Annotated in this window: 18 protein-coding genes; 11 read left to right on the forward strand and 7 right to left on the reverse strand. The window is 59.1% G+C overall.

From position 1 onward, the window contains the following. Positions 1-21: 21 nt before the first annotated feature. Positions 22-879, reverse strand: coding sequence for a DUF3883 domain-containing protein (locus tag LG300_RS16305; protein ID WP_404376329.1), 858 nt, complete (start codon positions 877-879; stop codon positions 22-24). Between the two features lie 5 nt (positions 880-884). Then, the gene (locus LG300_RS16310; protein WP_404376330.1) at positions 885-1,763 is read right to left on the reverse strand and encodes a YicC/YloC family endoribonuclease; all 879 of its coding nucleotides are present in this window, start codon (positions 1,761-1,763) and stop codon (positions 885-887) included. Positions 1,764-1,880: 117 nt separating this feature from the next. On the opposite strand from LG300_RS16310, the gene rph reads away from it, so the two are divergent. Continuing rightward, positions 1,881-2,618: a ribonuclease PH gene (gene rph, locus LG300_RS16315; protein ID WP_404376331.1), complete on the forward strand. Its 738-nt coding sequence runs from the start codon at positions 1,881-1,883 to the stop codon at positions 2,616-2,618. 87 nt (positions 2,619-2,705) lie between these two features. Here rph and LG300_RS16320 read toward each other — a convergent pair whose 3' ends face one another. Then, entirely contained in the window at positions 2,706-3,473 is a 768-nt protein-coding gene (locus LG300_RS16320; protein WP_404376332.1) for an exodeoxyribonuclease III, read from the reverse strand. 141 nt (positions 3,474-3,614) lie between these two features. On the opposite strand from LG300_RS16320, the gene pyrE reads away from it, so the two are divergent. Continuing rightward, positions 3,615-4,280 carry an orotate phosphoribosyltransferase gene (gene pyrE / locus LG300_RS16325; RefSeq protein ID WP_404376333.1) on the forward strand — a complete coding sequence of 222 codons (666 nt, stop codon included), beginning with the start codon at positions 3,615-3,617 and terminating at the stop codon, positions 4,278-4,280. A 2-nt stretch (positions 4,281-4,282) separates the two neighbouring features. On the opposite strand, the gene LG300_RS16330 is transcribed toward pyrE, so the two are convergent. Next, a complete protein-coding gene (locus LG300_RS16330; RefSeq protein ID WP_404376334.1) occupies positions 4,283-4,753 on the reverse strand; it encodes a tRNA (cytidine(34)-2'-O)-methyltransferase in 471 nt (156 codons plus the stop codon). 108 nt (positions 4,754-4,861) lie between these two features. On the opposite strand from LG300_RS16330, the gene rep reads away from it, so the two are divergent. Next, entirely contained in the window at positions 4,862-6,931 is a 2,070-nt protein-coding gene (gene rep, locus LG300_RS16335) for a DNA helicase Rep (protein WP_404376335.1), read from the forward strand. A 122-nt stretch (positions 6,932-7,053) separates the two neighbouring features. Here the strand turns inward: rep and LG300_RS16340 are convergent, their stop codons facing one another. Both LG300_RS16340 and LG300_RS16345 read right to left on the reverse strand, forming a co-directional pair. Continuing rightward, positions 7,054-7,881, reverse strand: a complete 828-nt coding sequence (locus LG300_RS16340; RefSeq protein ID WP_404376336.1) for a c-type cytochrome — start codon at positions 7,879-7,881, stop codon at positions 7,054-7,056. A gap of 267 nt (positions 7,882-8,148) precedes the next feature. Then, entirely contained in the window at positions 8,149-9,021 is an 873-nt protein-coding gene (locus LG300_RS16345; protein WP_404376337.1) for a GNAT family N-acetyltransferase, read from the reverse strand. A 143-nt stretch (positions 9,022-9,164) separates the two neighbouring features. Here LG300_RS16345 and LG300_RS16350 point away from each other — a divergent pair, with 143 nt between their 5' ends. The 8 genes from LG300_RS16350 (at position 9,165) to LG300_RS16385 (ending at position 16,287) form a co-directional block, all read left to right on the forward strand. Continuing rightward, positions 9,165-9,800: a thermostable hemolysin gene (locus LG300_RS16350; protein ID WP_404376338.1), complete on the forward strand. Its 636-nt coding sequence runs from the start codon at positions 9,165-9,167 to the stop codon at positions 9,798-9,800. Further along, entirely contained in the window at positions 9,784-11,256 is a 1,473-nt protein-coding gene (locus tag LG300_RS16355; RefSeq protein WP_404376339.1) for an AMP-binding protein, read from the forward strand. The genes LG300_RS16350 and LG300_RS16355 overlap by 17 nt, the downstream gene beginning before the upstream one ends. Beyond that, positions 11,253-11,945, forward strand: coding sequence for a TenA family transcriptional regulator (locus LG300_RS16360; RefSeq protein WP_404376340.1), 693 nt, complete (start codon positions 11,253-11,255; stop codon positions 11,943-11,945). Before LG300_RS16355 ends, LG300_RS16360 begins: the two co-directional genes overlap by 4 nt. Continuing rightward, the gene (locus LG300_RS16365) at positions 11,932-12,759 is read left to right on the forward strand and encodes an SDR family oxidoreductase (RefSeq protein ID WP_404376341.1); all 828 of its coding nucleotides are present in this window, start codon (positions 11,932-11,934) and stop codon (positions 12,757-12,759) included. Before LG300_RS16360 ends, LG300_RS16365 begins: the two co-directional genes overlap by 14 nt. Then, positions 12,756-13,433, forward strand: coding sequence for a hypothetical protein (locus tag LG300_RS16370; protein WP_404376342.1), 678 nt, complete (start codon positions 12,756-12,758; stop codon positions 13,431-13,433). Before LG300_RS16365 ends, LG300_RS16370 begins: the two co-directional genes overlap by 4 nt. 27 nt (positions 13,434-13,460) lie before the next feature. Next, positions 13,461-14,138, forward strand: a complete 678-nt coding sequence (locus LG300_RS16375; RefSeq protein WP_404376344.1) for a response regulator — start codon at positions 13,461-13,463, stop codon at positions 14,136-14,138. Then, a complete protein-coding gene (locus LG300_RS16380) occupies positions 14,135-15,538 on the forward strand; it encodes an ATP-binding protein (protein WP_404376345.1) in 1,404 nt (467 codons plus the stop codon). Before LG300_RS16375 ends, LG300_RS16380 begins: the two co-directional genes overlap by 4 nt. A 119-nt stretch (positions 15,539-15,657) precedes the next feature. Then, on the forward strand, positions 15,658-16,287 hold the full coding sequence (locus LG300_RS16385; RefSeq protein WP_404376346.1) for a CBS domain-containing protein: 630 nt from the start codon (positions 15,658-15,660) through the stop codon (positions 16,285-16,287). A gap of 149 nt (positions 16,288-16,436) precedes the next feature. Here the strand turns inward: LG300_RS16385 and nhaD are convergent, their stop codons facing one another. Further along, positions 16,437-17,903 carry a sodium:proton antiporter NhaD gene (gene nhaD / locus LG300_RS16390; RefSeq protein ID WP_404376347.1) on the reverse strand — a complete coding sequence of 489 codons (1,467 nt, stop codon included), beginning with the start codon at positions 17,901-17,903 and terminating at the stop codon, positions 16,437-16,439. Positions 17,904-17,933: the final 30 nt, after the last annotated feature.

Genomic DNA, 17,933 nt, shown 5'->3' on the forward strand with positions numbered 1-17,933 from the left:
GCAGTTCCCTCTTTTAAGCTATTAACGCACTCCCGCCCGGTAGCTATCTGGCTCCAGCCAGAGCTGTTCGTGGAGGTCACCTTTCAAGAAAAAAAGCTTCGGCCCCTTGCGGAAGTTGAACAGTCGGAACAAATGGTAATGTTCCGAATGGGCATGCGAGCATTCGAGCTCGTTGGGCGTAATAAAAAACGCACTCTCTTTGGCAAAGGCGGTGGTCTTGACCTCAATCAGCCGGTCGCGACCGTCGGGCTCGAAGGAACGGATATCGAATCCCAGCCCGTCACCCTGAGTTACCGCAACGTGCTCAACCCGCTCCGCCAGCTTATCGTACCCAGCTTGGATCAGCCGGTTCTGCTCGAACCGAATCACTAGGTGCTCACCGGCTAGCCCAAGCTCACGGTTGCGGGTTTCTCGGGCTAGGTAGTCGCGTTTTTGTGGTGGGCGCACGGAATAGTCTGCATGAAATTCCCGAACGCCTTGTTGCGGTGGTGTCGTTCTAGGAGGTTCGACGATAATGCGCTCGTCTACGATGCCAATGGTATCAACCACTGGAAGATCAGCGGCCAAACGCGCTGCACGATCAACGAGTTCGCTTCGCAGCAACAGCTCCTCGACAGCTTCAACTAGACTTTGTTGATAGTTGCTACGCGGCTTATAGCCATCGACATAGGGGCAGTTGGCATCCCGCAACACTGCGCTGATATTACAGTGCTTGAACTCTATGGCGCTGGCTGAGCGGCCATCAAGCTGTGTCATCAGCGCTCGATTAAGTGCGCGCTTGTTATAACTTTGCCCACTCAGTTCTGCTACCAACATCTGCCGGTAGGTAGCAACGGTTGCCTCTACCTCGCTTGCACTCCAAGCTGTCACTCGAATCATGCTCATCACTCAATATTCTGAATCTGCTCCCGCATCTGCTCAATCAGCACCTTCAGCTCCACCGCGCAGCGGGTCGTCTCCGCTACCACCGATTTCGATGAAAGTGTATTCGCTTCGCGGTTAAGCTCCTGCATCAGGAAATCCAGGCGGCGGCCTTTGGGGCCTTTTTGGGCGAGCTGGTGGCGCACTTCTTCAATGTGCGCGGTGAGGCGGTCTAGCTCTTCGTCCACGTCGGCTTTTTGGGCTACCAGTACCAGTTCGGCTTCCAGGCGCTGGGGGTCGAGCTCGGTTTTGGCGACGTCCAGGCGCTCTAGTAGCTGGGCGCGCTGGCGTTCCAGGATTTGCGGGAGCAGGCTGCGTACGGTGGCCACTTGCTCGCTCACCGCGTCTAGGCGAGTGGTAATCATCTCGGCCAGCTTGTCGCCTTCGCGGGCGCGGGCGTCGATCAGCTCATCCAGCGCTTGGTTAAACAGCGCTTTGGCGGCGGATTTGATGGCGTCTTGGTCAAGGTGCTGGGTTTCCATCACGCCGGGCTGGTTGAGCAGTGCCAGCGTGGTGGGCGGCACGGCGCTGGGTACCTGCTGCTGAATGGCGGCCAGGGCATCGGAAATCTCTTTTAGGCGCTGGGCGTTCACTGCCGGCGCTTGGGTAGTGTCGGCGCTCTCGAACCGCACGCTGCACTCTACTTTGCCACGGGCCAGACGGGTACGCAGCGCTTCGCGCAGTGCCGGTTCTAAATCACGCAGGCTTTCGTGCAGGCGAAAATGTGGTTCTAGGTAGCGCTGGTTCACCGAGCGGATCTCGACTTGCAGGGTGCCAAACGGGGCGGCCTGCTCGGTGCGGGCGAAGGCGGTCATGCTGTGTACGTGGCGGTAAGCAGCCATGGGCGGTTTATCCTGTCAGTCAATAGGTTCCGCACAGTCTAACCGATAGGCCCATCAGCGCACGCCCAGACGTGTACAATAGAGGGCTTTTCCACTTTAAAAATGATGTGAGGTGCTATGCGTCCTGATGTTGTTCGCCCCAGCGGTCGCGAGGCCGACCAGCTCCGTGAGATTCGCTTGACCCGTGATTACACCCGCCATGCGGAAGGCTCCGTGCTGGTGGAGTTTGGCGATACCAAGGTGCTGTGCAACGCGAGCGTGGAAGCGGGCGTTCCGCGCTGGCTGCGCGGTAAGAATCAGGGCTGGATTACCGCCGAGTACGGCATGTTGCCCCGCGCCACACATACCCGCAGCGGTCGCGAAGCGACCCGTGGCAAGCAGGGTGGCCGCACCCTGGAGATTCAGCGGCTGATTGGCCGCAGCCTGCGCGCAGCGGTGAATTTGAAAAAGCTGGGTGAGTTCACCATTACTGTGGATTGCGATGTGATCCAGGCCGACGGCGGCACACGCACGGCGGCCATTACCGGCGGCTGCGTGGCGCTGGTGGATGCAATCCGCTACCTGCAGCGGGAAAAGAAGATCAAGGGCGACCCCTTCAAGCAGCTGGTCAGCGCGATTTCGGTGGGCATCTACAAAGGCGTGCCGGTGCTGGACCTGGACTACCCCGAAGATAGCAAAGCCGATACCGACCTGAACGTGGTGATGACCGAGGGCGGCGAGCTGATTGAAGTACAGGGTACGGCGGAAGCGGGCGCGTTTAATCGTAAAGAGCTGAACGCGATGCTGGATTTGGCCGAGAAAGCCGGTGATGAGCTGCGCGAGCAGCAGCGGGAAGCGCTGGGGATTCGCGGTTAAGGGAACCCGGCTTACGGGGGCCTTAGAACGCAACAGGCCAGCGGTGAGCTGGCCTGTTGTCGGTGCGACGCGGGAAGTAGCTAACGCTTAAAGCGCTAGATCATACTCAACGATCAGCGGTGCGAACTCGGAGAAGGTCGCATCGTAATCAATCCACGCGTCCACCACGTGACGCCGGAAGTTGGGGCCGACTAGCTGATAGTCGATCCGCCAGCCCTCTTGACGTTCACGGGGCACGTCTTGGTCAAGCTTTGGCCACCAGGTGTACTCGCCTGCATCGCGATTAATTTCGCGGAAGGTGTCGATAAAGCCTGTTGGGCCAAGCACCTGATCCATCCAGGCACGCTCTTCTGGGCGGAAACCGGAAGTAAGCTGGTTGTCCGACCAGTTGGCCAAATCGATGGTTTTGTGGGCAATGTGCCAAGTACCGCAGATGATGTACTCGCGGCGTTTGCGCGACATCTTCGTCAGATACTCTTGGTACTGCTCCATAAACGCCTGTTTGGCTTTTTGGTCACTGCCATCAGGCATCAGGAAGGTGGCAATACTGAAGCGGTCGTAATCCGCCTGCAGAAAGCGCCCTTCGTGGTCGCACTGAGGGAACCCCAAGCCGTACATGATGGCTTTGGGGATTTTGCGGCAATAGAGCGCCACACCGGAGAAGCCATCCTCCTCAGCATCCAGGAAGTAGCCTTCGTAGCCTTCCGGATAGAGAATATGGTCACCCAGTTCAAAACTTTTCGCCTTGATGTTCTGCACGCAGACCACGTCGGCATCCTGCTGAGCCAGCCAGTCCAGGAAGCCACGGTCGACGGCATCACGTATACCATTGACATTGATGCTGGCAATTTTCATAAATCGTCCCTTTTGCGTCGCTGCTGTATGATACCCGACGTTTAGACGTTTGGGTAAAGGCAGCGACTAAAACTTGCCATTTACCCCACTTTTATTGTTGCTTTCGTGCCGATTAAAACCTTCCGCCTAGTGAGGAATACCGTGGCTACCACTCTACAACCCTACCAGCGCGATTTCATTGCTTTTGCCATTGAACAGGGCGTACTTAAGTTTGGCGAATTTACGCTTAAATCCGGACGCGTTAGCCCCTACTTTTTTAACGCAGGGCTGTTCCAAACCGGACGAGCACTCGCCAAACTGGGCCGTTTTTACGCTCAAGCGATTGTCGATAGCGGTTTGAAAGCCGATGTACTGTTCGGCCCGGCCTATAAAGGTATACCGCTGGCAGCGGTAACCGCTGCCGCGCTGGCCGACCACCACGACCGCGACATGCCTTACTCCTTCAATCGTAAAGAGGCCAAGACCCACGGTGAAGGTGGCAATATCGTAGGGGCGCCGCTGGCGGGCGATATCTTGATCATTGATGACGTGATCACCGCAGGTACTGCGATCCGTGAAGTGATGAGCCTGATCGAGCAAAACGGCGCCCGTGCCGGTGGGGTGATCATTGCCCTCGACCGCCAGGAGCGCGGCCAGGGCGAACAGAGCGCTATTCAAGAAGTGCAAGCGCAGTACGGCATGCCGGTGGTCAGTATTGTCACCCTTGAGCAAGTGCTGACGTATCTTGAAGAGCACGCAGGCGGCGAGATGCTCGCCTACGCCGATGCGGTACGCGCTTACCGCGACCAATACGGCATTGCCGGATAAATCTAGATCTCGAGGGCGCCGGCGTAATCCTGCTGGCGCCACGCCTCGTAGCTCACTACCGCTACCGCGTTGGAGAGATTCAAACTACGGTTATTGGGCTGCATGGGAATACGCAGTTTCTGCTCCGCAGGTAGCATGGCGTGCACTTCCGGGGAGAGCCCGGCAGTTTCTGAGCCGAACAGCAGCACATCCCCCGGTGCGAAGTTAGCATCGCTGTGGGCGCGGGTGCCTTTGGTGGTAATCGCCCAGATGATGCGCCCCTGCATGGCGGTATAAAACGCCGTAAAATCCGCGTGGCGGGTCACGTTGGCGAGGTCGCGGTAGTCTAAACCAGCGCGGCGCAGCTTTTTCTCTTCGAGATCGAAGCCCAGCGGCTCAATCAAATGAAGACGGCAGCCGTTGTTCGCCACTAGGCGCATAATGTTGCCCGTATTGGGAGCCATGCGCGGCTCGAATAGCGCTACTTCAAACATCACCACCTGCCTATGAGTTACCTGCTGTATTTGCCTGCTGCGCCTTCGTCAGCGCCGCTGATTGTAATAGAAATTGCTCCGAAACACTTGTAGAGGTCACCCTTCGCCATGATGCCCCAACCGCCAAAGAGCATTCTTAGCCGTATCAAAGGGCTCAACCCACGCCAGCAAGAGGCGGTGCGCTACATCGATGGCCCCTGCCTGGTACTGGCGGGCGCGGGGTCGGGCAAAACCAGCGTCATCACCACCAAGATTGCCTACCTCGTGCAAGAGTGTGGCATGAGCGCGCGCAAAATTGCCGCGGTGACCTTTACCAACAAGGCCGCCCGGGAAATGAAAGAACGAGTGGGCCAAATGCTGAAGGGCAAAGAGGGCCACGGGCTAACGGTCTCTACGTTCCACAACCTGGGGCTCAACATCATTCGCGGCGAGCTGAAAACCCTAGGCTACAAGCCGGGGTTTTCGCTGTTCGACCCGGAGGATGCCAAGGCGCTGCTGCGCGACTTGATGAACAAAGACGCCCAGGTAGACGCCGAGCAAATCAACGCCGTACAGGCCAAGATTTCCCAGTGGAAGAATGATCTGATACTGCCTGGCGATGCGCTCTCGTTCGCTGCCGACGATGACGAGCACTTTGCCGCCCGCGTCTATGAAGCGTACGTACGCCACCTAAAAGCCTACAACGCGGTGGATTTCGACGATCTGATTCTGCTGCCGGTGGTGCTCTTACAGCGCGACCCAGAGGCGCTGGCCCGCTGGCGGCGCAAAATCCACTATATGCTGGTGGATGAGTACCAGGATACCAACGTCTCCCAGTACCTGCTGGTAAAGCTGCTGATGGCGGAACGGGCCACCTTTACCGTGGTAGGCGACGACGACCAATCGATTTACGCCTGGCGGGGCGCGCGGCCAGAGAACCTGGTCACCTTGGGGGAGGACTTCCCCCGCTTGAAGGTCATCAAGCTAGAGCAGAACTACCGTTCCACCGGCACGATACTGCGCGCGGCCAACACGCTGATTGCCAACAACCCCCACGTCTATGACAAAACCTTGTGGTCAGATATGGGCGACGGTGCGCCGATTCGGGTCATCGTGAACCGCCATGAAGAGGCCGAGGCCGAGCGGGTGGCCAGCGAAATACTCACCCGACGCATTAAAGAAAAAGCCGAATGGCGCGATTTTGCAGTGCTCTACCGGGGTAACTTCCAGGCGCGGCTGCTGGAGCTGAAGCTGCAGCACTATCAAATCCCTTACAAGCTCTCCGGCGGCACGTCGTTTTTCTCTCGTAACGAGATTAAAGACGCCATGGCGTACCTGCGCCTGCTGATCAACCCCGCCGACGACAACGCCTTTTTGCGTATCGTCAACGTGCCCCGCCGCGAAATCGGCCCCGGCACGCTGGAGAAGCTCGCCAACTATGCCACCGAGCGCTCAATCTCGCTGTTTTCTGCCTGCCATGAGCTAGGCCTGGAGCAGACCCTACCTACGCGTGCCGTTGAGCGGCTCGCACGCTTTACCCACTTTATTGATGGCGTCCGCAAGCGGATGGACCAGGGCGATGCCATTGCCGCGATCCGCGATATGCTGCGCGATATGGATTACGAAGCGTGGCTCTACCAAAACGCCAGCGCTCCCACCATCGCCGAACGGCGAATGGCTAACGTGTGGATTTTGATTGATCAGCTTGAAAAGTCGCTGGACCGCGAACCTGAAGATACTGCGGATTCCACCGCGACGGAAACCGATGGCGTGGAAGCGGCCATTTCACGCCTGGTGCTGCGGGATATTCTCGAACAGCAGGCAGAGGAGGATGACTCGGACCGGGTTCAGCTCCTCACCATGCACGCCTCCAAGGGCTTGGAGTTTCCCCATGTCTACCTGATGGGCTTGGAAGAGGATTTGCTGCCCCACCGCAACGCCATCGAGATGGGCACCGTGGAGGAGGAGCGCCGCTTAGCCTACGTGGGCATTACCCGCGCCCGGCGCACGTTGACGCTCACGCTGGCCCGCCAGCGTAAGGCGTATGGCGAGTTGATGGACTGCCAACCCAGCCGCTTTTTGGATGAACTGCCCGCTGATGATTTGGAGTGGGAGGGCCGTGCCGATAAAGAAGACCCGGAGAAAAAGCAGGCGCGCGGCAAAGATGCCATTGCCGGGCTGCGCTCGCTGCTGGGGTAAGCGTGCCGGGCAAGCGCAATGTATCGTGCAAAAAAATATCCACAAGGGGTTTGGAACACCCACCTGTGGATAGTTTTATAGCGCTTGGCTTACCCGCCCCCATGAGGGCGGGCAGTAAGCAATTACTGTACTTGCGAGACCATGTAGTCCACCACGGCCATAATCTCTTCATCGGAAGCGCTGCTGCCACCGCGCGGCGGCATCGCGCCTTTACCGTTGAAGACGCTTTGGTAGAGCGCGTCCTTACCCTGCTCGATACGCGGACCCCAGGCTTCCGCGTCGCCTAGCTTCGGTGCGCCGGCAACACCGGCACCGTGGCACGCCGCACAGCCAACGCTGGCGTAGAGTGCTTCACCGTCTAAACCACTGTCGCCACCGGTGGCTTCGGCGTCGCTGGCCGCAGCTTCTTCAGCAGCGGGCGCTTCAGCGGCGGCTTCGTTAGCGGCCATGTCATCGCTAGAGCCTTCGTCAGTTGCTTCTGCTGCCGCTTCCTCACCGCCGCCAAGTTCCGGTACTTCCATCACGGGAGAGACCAAGTGGGCTACCGCCGCTTCCACTTCTTCATCAGAGAGGTTGGGGTTACCGCCACGGGCAGGCATCGCGCCAATACCGTTAATGGCGTGGTCTAGCAGCGTGGCAAAGCCTTGCTCGGTACGCTCGGCCCAGGCAGCTTCATCACCGCGTACCGGCGCACCGGCAGCGCCGGTTTCGTGGCACGCCATACAGACGTTGTTGTAGATGCCCTCGCCATCTACCTCATCACCACCGCCGCTGCTGGCAGCCGCAGGCGCTGCTGCCGTGCCGCAGTCTTGGCCTTGAAGGCAGAGTTGTCCTACCGGCGCTAGGCGCTCGGCAATTGCGTCACGTTCAGCATCTTGGGCATAAGCACCGGATGTGCCTGCCATGACGCCGAGGGCCGCCAGCCCGCTCATGATCAGCTTAGATTTCACTCTCACCACCTCTTGAGTTTTATTTAAAACAGTGTGCTTAAAAGCTTAGTGCTTCAAGTCTAGTGCTTATGCTTAATACCTAGCGTTTGGAGACGCGACACCTGCCCTACCCGCGACCGTGCCACCACCACCTCCGGCAACCGAGACGCCAAGACATACGTGTAGGGTTAGTATACCGAGAACGCAAAGAGTAAGAAAATGCTACTAAGCGCGGCAATTGAACCCATGACATGCGCTATCTGAGTATTTCGCCGTTCATCGCCGTGGTTAACACCATGCTAGCAAACGTTCCCGCCCTTCCCGTACCAGCCCCGCTTGGGAATAAACCCGCTGTGCGGGCGTATTTTGTACATCCACCGTCAGGGTGAGGCACTGCGCCCCAGCCTGAGCCGCCAACGCTTGAGCGTGCTGAATCATTATTCGCCCCAGCCCCTGGCCCCGCCATTCAGGTGCCAGCCCCATTAGCTGTAGGCTCCAGCGCTGGGTAGTGGTGGCGAGTAGCAGCACTCCAACGGTGTCGCCTTGATACTCAAGCCGATACCAGTGGGCGGGGCGTGACGCCTGGGCAGATGCGGCCTGGGCGTAGAATCCCGCCAACAGCGCCTCTACGGGTAGCACTTGGCGAAGCGCTGGGCAATCCAGGGAGTCTTCACCCACCCGCTCAAGTAGCGCCTGCTGCTCGGCCAGCGTTAACTCCCTGAAAGGGTGCAGCGTCAAGGTTTGCGGTGTTTGCACTGCCTGGCAAGGCCACACAAGGTGCTCCAGAGTGGCCAATACGCGCATACCGCTCTTAACCAACGTTTCCTCCCAAGCTGACCAAGGCGCGGGCAGGGCCACATGGCAAAGCACTATTGGCTGCTCGTTCACCCAAGCCTGCAATGCACACAGCAGTTGCCGAGCAACGGGGTTATTCCGCTTAGGCAGCCATAGCTGCGCCGTATGGTTCGCCAGCGGCTGCACCCAGGCGGCCGCGTCTATTTGGTCACCATCCATCGCCACCCACAGGCCCTGCCAATCAACACTTGGCGCCGCTTTGGTCGCCGTTAATGCATGTTGCAGGGCTGGCTGCAGGGCAGGGTCGTGAACCGCAGCCAAGTGCAGCAGCGCCTCGCGCCGCCGGCTGGCGGGGCAGGGCATCATGTGATGGTTCCGTTGCGATTCTGCTGTCACTGCACGCTCCCGTGGCTTCCTCTGCCTAATGGATGGTCTGATTTTTTTAACGGCTTAAGTTTTCGTTAAGTAATGTCAACGAGAGTGTCGGGAAACACGATGGAGATCGCCCGATGGCTCACCTACGTTCGTTGCCCTTAACGCCTTTGCGCTGGCAAGAAGCCTACAGCTGGCATGACAAGACACAGCTTCAGCAGTTGATACAGGCGCGTTTCGCACATCAGCACAACGCCACGGTTCACCACTTTCTACCGCGTTTATTTGGCCTTTGGCAGACGGAGCAGCCTCAGGCGGCGGTCGGGCTACGCGTTGCTGACAGCGGGCCGCTCTTTTTAGAGCGCTACTTGGATGCCCTGGCCGAACAGGTCATCAACGAGCGCTTTCATCACTCCCTTCGCCGCCAGGATATCGCTGAAATTGGCAACTTAGCCAGCCTGCGCCCTGGCTTGCAGCGCCAGCTATTCATCCATTTAGCCCACCAGCTGGCGACCGAAGGCATCGCCTGGCTGCTGTTTACCGCCACGCCGGAAGTTGCCAATGGGCTGCGCCGTTTAGGGCTTGAACCGCAGCCGATCACCCCTGCCGACCCCACTCGCATAGGGAATGAGCTGCCCCTGTGGGGGCGCTATTACGAGCATCGCCCATGGGTGATGGCCGGTGACTTACGCAGCGCCATGCGCACCCTGCAGGCCTCGTCTGCGCCTGCCAGCTTCGTTAGCGCAGAGGTGCTCCATGCCCGCTCAGCCTAATGCCTTACTGGCACGCATTGAGCGCTATGCCACCAATGCTGCCCAGCACATTGCGCTGACTGATGGCACCTGCTCCCTCTCTTATGCCGACTTGCTTGGGCAAATTGCCCAGCGCCGCCAGCGGCTACGTAACGCTCACGCTCGGCGGGTCGCGCTGGCGCTAGATAACGGTTTGGAGTGGGCGCTCTGGGACTTAGCGCTGATGATGGAAGCCTGCGTGGCCGTGCCTATTCCTGAGTTTTTCAGTGACCAGCAGCGCCGCCACATCGTGCAGCAAGCGGGGTTGGATAGCTGGATTGGCCGCGGCAGCGAAGCCTACGGCTTTCAGCCCACCGATGATATGGCCATCACCCATCGCAGGGTGGAACAGCCGCCCGCGTTACATGCCGGTACCACACGCATCACTTTTACCTCCGGCACCAGCGGCTCGCCCAAAGGCGTGTGTTTGGATAATAGGGCGCTGCTGACTGTGACCGAAAGCCTCGCCACCGTCGTCGCACCGCTCGATATACGCCGTCACCTTGCCCTGTTGCCGCTCTCCACGCTGTTGGAAAACATCGGTGGGCTGTATCTACCGCTGTGGTTAGGCGCCTGTAGCGTGCTGCCCAGCATGGCGGCACTCGGCTGGCAGGGCGCCAGCGGCTTTCACGCACCCCAAGCTATTGAGGCGATTGACCGCTATCAGCCCAACAGCATGATTTTAGTACCACAGCTGCTACAGGCGTTGGTTCACTACACCCCTTCTGCCCCTAGCAGCCTGCGCTTTGTCGCGGTGGGTGGCGCAACGGTCGCGCCTACCCTGCTCGCCCACGCTCGGCAAAGCGGCTGGCCGGTGTATGAAGGCTACGGCTTATCAGAGTGCACCTCGGTGGTGTGCCTTAACCGCCCCGGCGAGCCAAGCCGCGGCGTGGGTCGCCCGCTGCCACACGCGCAAGTTCAGGTGGATGAAAACGGCCAGCTGCACGTGCGCGGCGCGCTGATGCTGGGCTATCTCGGCGAAGCTCCAAACGGCGAGTGGTATGCCACCGTCGATACCGGACATTGGCAAGGCGACGCAGTCGTCCTGAATGGCCGCCAGAGAGAGGTGTTTATTACCGCCTATGGCCGAAACGTGAACCCGCAGTGGGTAGAGGGTGAGCTATGCATGCAGCCAGCCATTGCCCAGGCCATGGTCTACGGCGAGGCCCTGCCCGCCAACCGCGCGCTGATCGTTCCCGCTTCCGCTCACATCATCGATACCCAGATTAACGCAGCTATTGATGCCGTCAATCGCACGTTGCCCGACTACGCCCAGGTGCACGAGTGGCAGCGCGCCGCCCCTTTCACTCCCCACAACCAACAGCTCACGGCCAATGGCCGCCTGCGCCGCGACACGCTTTTAGCTGCCTATGGCGATTGGCTCTGCGCCGCAGCGAACCACTCAGCACAACTCGATCAACCAGGAGTAACACCATGACCGCTTATCAACAATTGCAAGACGCTACCCAGGAAGCACGCACCTGGCTACTGGCCACGCCTATCGTCAACCGCGCTCTGGCGGGCAATGTTACGTTGGAGGAGTACCTTGCGTTTCTCGGCCAGGCATACCACCACGTGCGTTTTACCGTACCACTCATGATGGCCTGCGGGGCACGGCTACCGGACCGGCTGAACTGGCTACGTGCCGCGCTGGTGGAGTACATCGAAGAGGAGCACGGCCACGAGCAGTGGATTCTGGACGATATTCGCGCCGCAGGCGGTGACGCGGATGCCGCAGTGGCAGCCACGCCCGACCCCGCCACTCGGCTGATGGTGGCCTGGATTCGTGATGCGGTGGAGCACGGCAACCCGGTGGCGTTTTTCGGCATGGTGCAGGTACTGGAAGGCACCAGCACGGCGCTGGCGACCCAGTCCGCCGAGCGGCTGCAGGCGAGCCTTTCACTGCCCAATAGTGCCGTGCGCTACCTCACCTCCCACGGCAGCCTGGATATTGGCCATCTGGCCTTTTTCGAGCAACAGATCAACCAACTGGGCGACGAAGACCTCGCCGTGGTGATTGATAGCGCTAATATGTTCTATCGCCTGTACGGCGCGATGTTTAGAGGCATTGAAGCGCGCTGTGCGGGTGGCAGCGCGGTGGAGGAACTTAGCCATGCGTTGGCCTAGCAAGCGGGCGCTCCCAGGCGGGTGGGCAGGCCAGCGGGTGCTGATTACCGGCGCCAGCGGCGGCATTGGTGCTGCCCTCGCCGAAGCCCTGGCCCAGCGCGGCGCGCACCTGCTGATCAGTGGGCGCAACCAGGAGGTGCTCACTACCCTAGCTGCGCGCTTTCCTCAGCATATCGTCGCCGTAAGCGCAGATTTAACCCGTGCCGATGACCGCCATCGTTTGATCAGCGCGGCCCATATGGCGGGCTGCAATATGCTGATTAACGCAGCGGGCAGTAACCAACAAGGTTTATTCGATGCCGCCAGCGACAGCGAGATTGAACAGCTGGTCGCCATTAACCTGACCGCGACGCTGCAGCTTACCCGAGCGCTGCTGCCACAGCTGATGGCCTGCCCCCAGGCGACCATTATCACCATCGGCTCTACCTTCGGGCAGTTGGGGTATCCAAGCCAGGTGACCTACTGCGCCACCAAATTCGCGCTACGCGGGTTTAGCCAGGCACTGCGTCGGGAACTAGCGGACACCCGAGTAAGAGTCATGTATATCGCCCCTCGGGCGACCCGCACCGCTATGAACACTCCGCAAACCAATGCGCTTAACGCCGCGCTGGGAAACGCCGTTGACTCCCCCAGCGCTGTTGCCCTGGCCATTATCAACGCCGTGGAGCGGCAGCGCGAGGAGCTGCAAATTGGCCGGCCGGAGCGCTTCTTCACTCGGCTGAATACGTTGTGGCCCGGCGCTGTGGATCGCGCCCTGCTACGTCAACTGCCTGTGATTCGTCGTTTTGTGACTACCAAGGAGTCCACCCCATGAAGCGTTCAGCAGCTATGTTTAACATGAAAGTCCTACGTCATACGCTAATGGCCAGCGCCATTGGGCTACTCAGCCTACCCAGCGTTGCCAGTGAACCCGAACATCCATCGGTGGCAGCGTCTCTTACTGAATTACAGCAGCGCTGGGCGGAGATTAAATACTCCCTGCCCCAAGAGCAGCAAGGCCAAGCCTTCGGCCAGTTGGGCGAACGCGCTGAGCAGCTGGTTGAGCGCTACCCTGAGGCCGCCGAACTGCATATCTGGGCCGGTATTATCCGCTCTACGGAAGCGGGGGTGAACGGTGGGCTAAGCGCGCTGGGCTTGGTGAAAGAGGCTAAAAAGGAGTTTGAAACCGCGTTGGAGCTCAACCCGTTGGCGCTGGAAGGCTCGGCTTATACCAGCTTAGGAGCACTCTACTATCAAGTACCCGGCTGGCCCATTGGCTTTGGCGATGAGGACAAAGCCGAGTGGCACTTGCAGCGCGCCCTGGCGATTAACCCCGAAGGGATCGACAGTCTCTACTTCTGGGGCGACTATTTACACGAGCAGGGTCGTGATGCCGAAGCGCGCCAAGCGTTAGAGAGCGCTCTACTGGCACCCCCTAGACAAGGCCGCGAACTGGCGGACAGCGGCCGTCGTGGTGAAATACGCCAGCTACTCGCTGAGCTGGAATAGCGCAGCACAGACAGAACAAGGAACCTTATGCGCATTTTGCTGGTAGAGGACGACCCCAGTTTGGCCTCGGGTATTCGGCTAGCCTTAAAGCCTGAGCACTACACCGTGGATCATCTGAGCGACGGTGCAACCGCGCTCAGTGCGCTCACCAAGGGCGAGCCGTTTGACGCGGTGATTCTCGATTTAGGCTTACCGCGTTTAGATGGGATGGAAGTACTGAATGCAGTAAGGCGCCACGGTAGCCAAGTGCCCATTTTGGTACTCACCGCCCGCGATGCGGTGGATAACCGCATCGCGGGGCTTGACGCTGGCGCCGACGACTACCTGACAAAACCCTTCGAGGTAGCCGAGCTAAAAGCCCGCCTTCGCGCCCTGCTGCGCCGCAGCCAGGGCCAAACTAGCAACCTGCTCGCCTGCCGCGGTATTACTCTGGACCCACATACCCTACACGTTTGTTTCCAGGGGGAATCCGTGACGCTCTCCCGCCGTGAGTTAACGCTGCTGCAGGAGTTTATGAGCCACCCTGGCCGGGTATTTACCCGCGATACCCTAACGCGGCTGGTTTACGGTTGGGAGGAGGATGTGGAGAGTAACGCCATTGAAGTACATATCCACCACTTACGGCGCAAACTCTTTCCCGATGCTATTCGCACCGTGCGCGGCATCGGCTACGTGATGGATAAACCCGATAAGGCGAGCGCATGAACTCTATCCGCCAACGCACCCTGGGGCTTGCCCTGCTGGTTTTCGGAACCAGTATGCTGGTGATTGGGTTTATCAGCTACCGCTATGCGGCCCACGAGATTGAAGAGCTGTACGATGCCAGCCTGGCGCAGAATGCGCGCCTGTTGGAAGGATTGCTCCAGGCACCGCTGCCCGATGATGACCGCGATATTTTATTAACCAGCCTGGAGAATGCGCTGCTGCGCGCCGAGCAGTCGGATAAACGCTTTGCAGGCCACCGCTATGAAAGCAAGCTGGCCTTTCAGCTATGGGAAGGCGACCGTCTGCTGCTGCGCTCCGCCAGCGCCCCCACCACGCCGCTGGTGCATCAGCCAGCAGGCTACTCAACCCTCGGCGTGGATGGGCACGTTTGGCGGGTCTATGTGCTTGAAGTACCCGAGAGCATAAAACGCGTGGTGGTGAGCGAGCGGGAGGATGTGCGCGGAGAGCTAATCAGCGCAGTGGCACTGCGTACCCTGCTGCCGGACCTGATTGGCCTGCCCTTCTTAACGCTGCTGCTATGGTGGTCCATCGGCTGGGGGTTAGCACCCCTTTCCCGCATGGCGGAACAAATCCGCAGCCGCGACCCGCATAACCTAAAGCCGCTGTCGCTCTACCCGCTCCCCCAGGAACTAGGCACCATTGCCGGCGCGCTAAACAGGCTACTGGAGCGCCTGCGCCAAATGCGCGTGCGCGAAAAACGCTTTATCGCTGATGCTGCCCACGAGCTGCGCACGCCGTTGGCGGTGCTGGACCTTCACGCCCAGAATGCTCTCACCGCCGATAATGCCGAGGATCGCGAAGAGTCGCTGCACCACCTCCGCAACGGCGTAGCGCGCTCCACTCGGCTTGTTTCCCAGTTGCTTACGCTGGCGCGCCTCGACCCCGAAGAGGAGCCGCTACCTGATATTCGCCACACCAATGTGCTCATTGAAACCCGTGAAACCCTAGCCAAGCTTTCTCCCCTCGCCGCCGAGCGCCAACAGCAGCTGCTGCTGGATGCCGATGACGCAGCGAATTGGGAAATAGAGGAGGAGCCAGGCGCAATTGAAACCCTGGTGCAGAACCTCGTGGGCAACGCCATTCAACACTCCCCCGAGCAGGGCACCATTACCATCACCTTAAATACCGACCCTGAAAGTATTACGGTAATGGTGGATGACCAGGGGCCAGGGATTCCCGAACAGGAGCGCAGCCGGGTGATAGAGCGCTTCCAGCGTGCCGGCCCTGGTGCCGGGGCAGGATTGGGCTTATCTATCGTTGAGCGCTTAGTGAAACGCCATGAAGGCTTACTACAACTGGAAGATGCGCCTAGCGGTGGCCTGCGCGTAAGGGCGGTGATAGCAAAGGATGCTCTCACCCAGCGTCATACAAAAGCGTGAGAAAAAGTGTCATACCATCGAATTCTTAAGATTGTGGTAAGAATTCCGTGCAACTGTGAAGGGACAAGGTAGGCACTCAACATACGACCTACTTCTTCCCACCACGGAGGTGCCCCTCGATGAACCAGTCACTGCACGCTTCCCTAAACTCCCACAAACCGCTTGTACCGTTCGGCGTTACCCCCGTGCTGACCACACCGGCTCCTAAGCAGCTCACCCCAAGCAGCCCGGCCATGTCGGTATTGACCGATTTTACCCAGGTAATGCCGCAGTCCATTGCCGGAGATACCCCGATTGACGACGCCCATCTCAAAATGCGTCATGGCGGCGTCCGCCTGCTGTTTGTGATGGATAAACACTCCCACTGCATTGGCGTTCTCACGGCCAAAGAGGTGATTGGCACCCGGCGTATCAACCTTGCCATGCAGCAGCGCAACCTGGAGCGCTCGGAAGTCACTGCTGCCATGATCATGACGCCCTGGGAGAAGCTCAGCGCCATGCCACTGGAGCAGCTGGCATCGCTCACCATTGAGGACTTAGTGCGCTCCATGGCAAGCTTTACCGAGCAGCACCTGCTAATTACCGAGCGCAAGCCGAGCCAGGAACTGAGCATTCGCGGCATTATCTCGGCCACCGATATTCAAGCGGTGTTGGGCAGCCAGCTTAAAGGGGAACTTCCAGCAACCGTTATGCCCATGGCACGCAGCTTCGCGGATATTTGCCAAGTGATTACCGGCCACGACCTATAGGCCTACCCACGGCCTGGATAGTGATGCGGCCGTATCACACCGGCTAACCAAACGACTAACCAAAACGCCCCTTATCTTTGCGATAAGGGGCGTTTTGTTTGCCTGCCTAGCGACTATAAGAGCTAAGCAGGCAGCGTTGCCAAGGCGGGTTAGAACATACTCGCATTAATCAGCAGGTGCGCCACAATGCTGGCCACATAGCCCAGTAAAATGGCTGGCACCCAGCGCAGGTGAACCGCAAAAGTGTAGATGCCACGGGCTTGGCCCATCAGCGCCACCCCCGCTGCCGACCCCATAGAGAGCAGGCTACCACCCACCCCAGCGGTGAGCGTAATCAGCAGCCAGTTGCCTTCAGACATTTCCGGCGCCATAGAGAGCACTGCAAACATCACCGGAATGTTGTCTACTACCGCTGAAATCAGGCCTAGCACGACGTTAGCCCATACCGGGTCCCAGCCGCCGTACAGTGTCTCAGACAGCAGGCTCAGGTAGCCCATAAAGCCAAGGCCGCCCACACACATCACGACCCCGTAGAAGAACAGCAGGGTATCCCACTCGGAGCGGGCGATACGGCTGAAAATATCGAACGGCACCACGCTGCCAAGCTGTTCCAGCTTTTGCCAATCACCGCGGCGGGAGTAGCGCTCACGCTTGCGCTCCAGGGAGCGGGGCAGGCTGCGGCGCAGGTAGTAACCGAAGAACTGCAGTAAGCCCAGGCCAAACATCATGCCCATAGCGGGCGGTAGGTAGAGGATCGAGTGGCAAAGCACCGAGATCGCCACGGTGATTAAAAACAGCACGATGATGCGTTTGGCACCACGCTTTAACCAGACATTCTCGGTAAGCGCGGCAGGCTGACGATTCATAATAAAGAAGTTCATGATCACCGCAGGCACCATGAAATTCACGATCGCGGGCACCAACAGCGCAAAGAAGCCTTCAAAGGGCACCTGGCCTGCCTGCCACACCATCAGCGTGGTGATATCGCCAAACGGGCTGAATGCGCCTCCGGCGTTGGACGCTACCACGACGTTAACGCAGCACAGGCTAATAAATTTGTTATCGCCTTCGGCAACTTTCAGCACCACCGCACACATCAGCATGGCCGTCGTCATATTGTTGGCAATCGATGAGATGCCAAACGCCAGACATCCGGTAATCCAGAACAGGCTGCGGTAGCTAAACCCCTTACGCACTAGCCACGCTCTCAGCGCATCAAACACCCGACGCTCTTCCATGGCGTTGATATAGGTCATCGCCACCAGCAGGAAGAGCAGAAGCTCGGCGTACTCCAGCAGGGTTTCCTTAAAGGCCGTTTCCGCCTCATGAGGCATACCCGCCTGCACATAAACCCATGCCACCAATGCCCAGATAAGGCCTGCGGCCACTAGCACGGGCTTTGATTTGCGCATGTGGATAATTTCTTCACTCATGACCAGGGCATAGGCAAGAATGAAGATGGTGACAGAGGCAATACCGGTAAGCGAGGCAGTGAGATCTAGTGGGCCGGCAGCAGCATAGGAGAGCGAAGGAAAAGCGAATAGGCAGAGCGCGGTCAACAACCAAGCAACCCGGCAAGTAGGATGCCGGGTTGCAAGGACGTTAGGTGGTTTCATGGCAGCGTGATCCTGGCAGGGTTAGAGAGT

Source organism: Vreelandella aquamarina (assembly GCF_044805175.1).
GTDB classification, from domain to species: Bacteria; Pseudomonadota; Gammaproteobacteria; order Pseudomonadales; family Halomonadaceae; genus Vreelandella; species Vreelandella aquamarina_B.

Bases quoted from the DNA above. Each gene is read 5' to 3' on its own strand.
- LG300_RS16380 (WP_404376345.1), top strand. From the start codon at position 14,135: ATGAACTCTATCCGCCAACGCACCCTGGGGCTTGCCCTGCTGGTTTTC.
- LG300_RS16330 (WP_404376334.1), bottom strand. From the start codon at position 4,753: ATGTTTGAAGTAGCGCTATTCGAGCCGCGCATGGCTCCCAATACGGGC.
- LG300_RS16345 (WP_404376337.1), bottom strand. From the start codon at position 9,021: ATGATGCCCTGCCCCGCCAGCCGGCGGCGCGAGGCGCTGCTGCACTTG.
- LG300_RS16350 (WP_404376338.1), top strand. From the start codon at position 9,165: ATGGCTCACCTACGTTCGTTGCCCTTAACGCCTTTGCGCTGGCAAGAA.
- LG300_RS16360 (WP_404376340.1), top strand. From the start codon at position 11,253: ATGACCGCTTATCAACAATTGCAAGACGCTACCCAGGAAGCACGCACC.
- nhaD (WP_404376347.1), bottom strand. From the start codon at position 17,903: ATGAAACCACCTAACGTCCTTGCAACCCGGCATCCTACTTGCCGGGTT.
- rph (WP_404376331.1), top strand. From the start codon at position 1,881: ATGCGTCCTGATGTTGTTCGCCCCAGCGGTCGCGAGGCCGACCAGCTC.
- rep (WP_404376335.1), top strand. From the start codon at position 4,862: ATGATGCCCCAACCGCCAAAGAGCATTCTTAGCCGTATCAAAGGGCTC.
- LG300_RS16355 (WP_404376339.1), top strand. From the start codon at position 9,784: ATGCCCGCTCAGCCTAATGCCTTACTGGCACGCATTGAGCGCTATGCC.
- LG300_RS16375 (WP_404376344.1), top strand. From the start codon at position 13,461: ATGCGCATTTTGCTGGTAGAGGACGACCCCAGTTTGGCCTCGGGTATT.
- LG300_RS16370 (WP_404376342.1), top strand. From the start codon at position 12,756: ATGAAGCGTTCAGCAGCTATGTTTAACATGAAAGTCCTACGTCATACG.
- LG300_RS16320 (WP_404376332.1), bottom strand. From the start codon at position 3,473: ATGAAAATTGCCAGCATCAATGTCAATGGTATACGTGATGCCGTCGAC.
- LG300_RS16365 (WP_404376341.1), top strand. From the start codon at position 11,932: ATGCGTTGGCCTAGCAAGCGGGCGCTCCCAGGCGGGTGGGCAGGCCAG.
- LG300_RS16305 (WP_404376329.1), bottom strand. From the start codon at position 879: ATGATTCGAGTGACAGCTTGGAGTGCAAGCGAGGTAGAGGCAACCGTT.
- LG300_RS16385 (WP_404376346.1), top strand. From the start codon at position 15,658: ATGAACCAGTCACTGCACGCTTCCCTAAACTCCCACAAACCGCTTGTA.
- LG300_RS16310 (WP_404376330.1), bottom strand. From the start codon at position 1,763: ATGGCTGCTTACCGCCACGTACACAGCATGACCGCCTTCGCCCGCACC.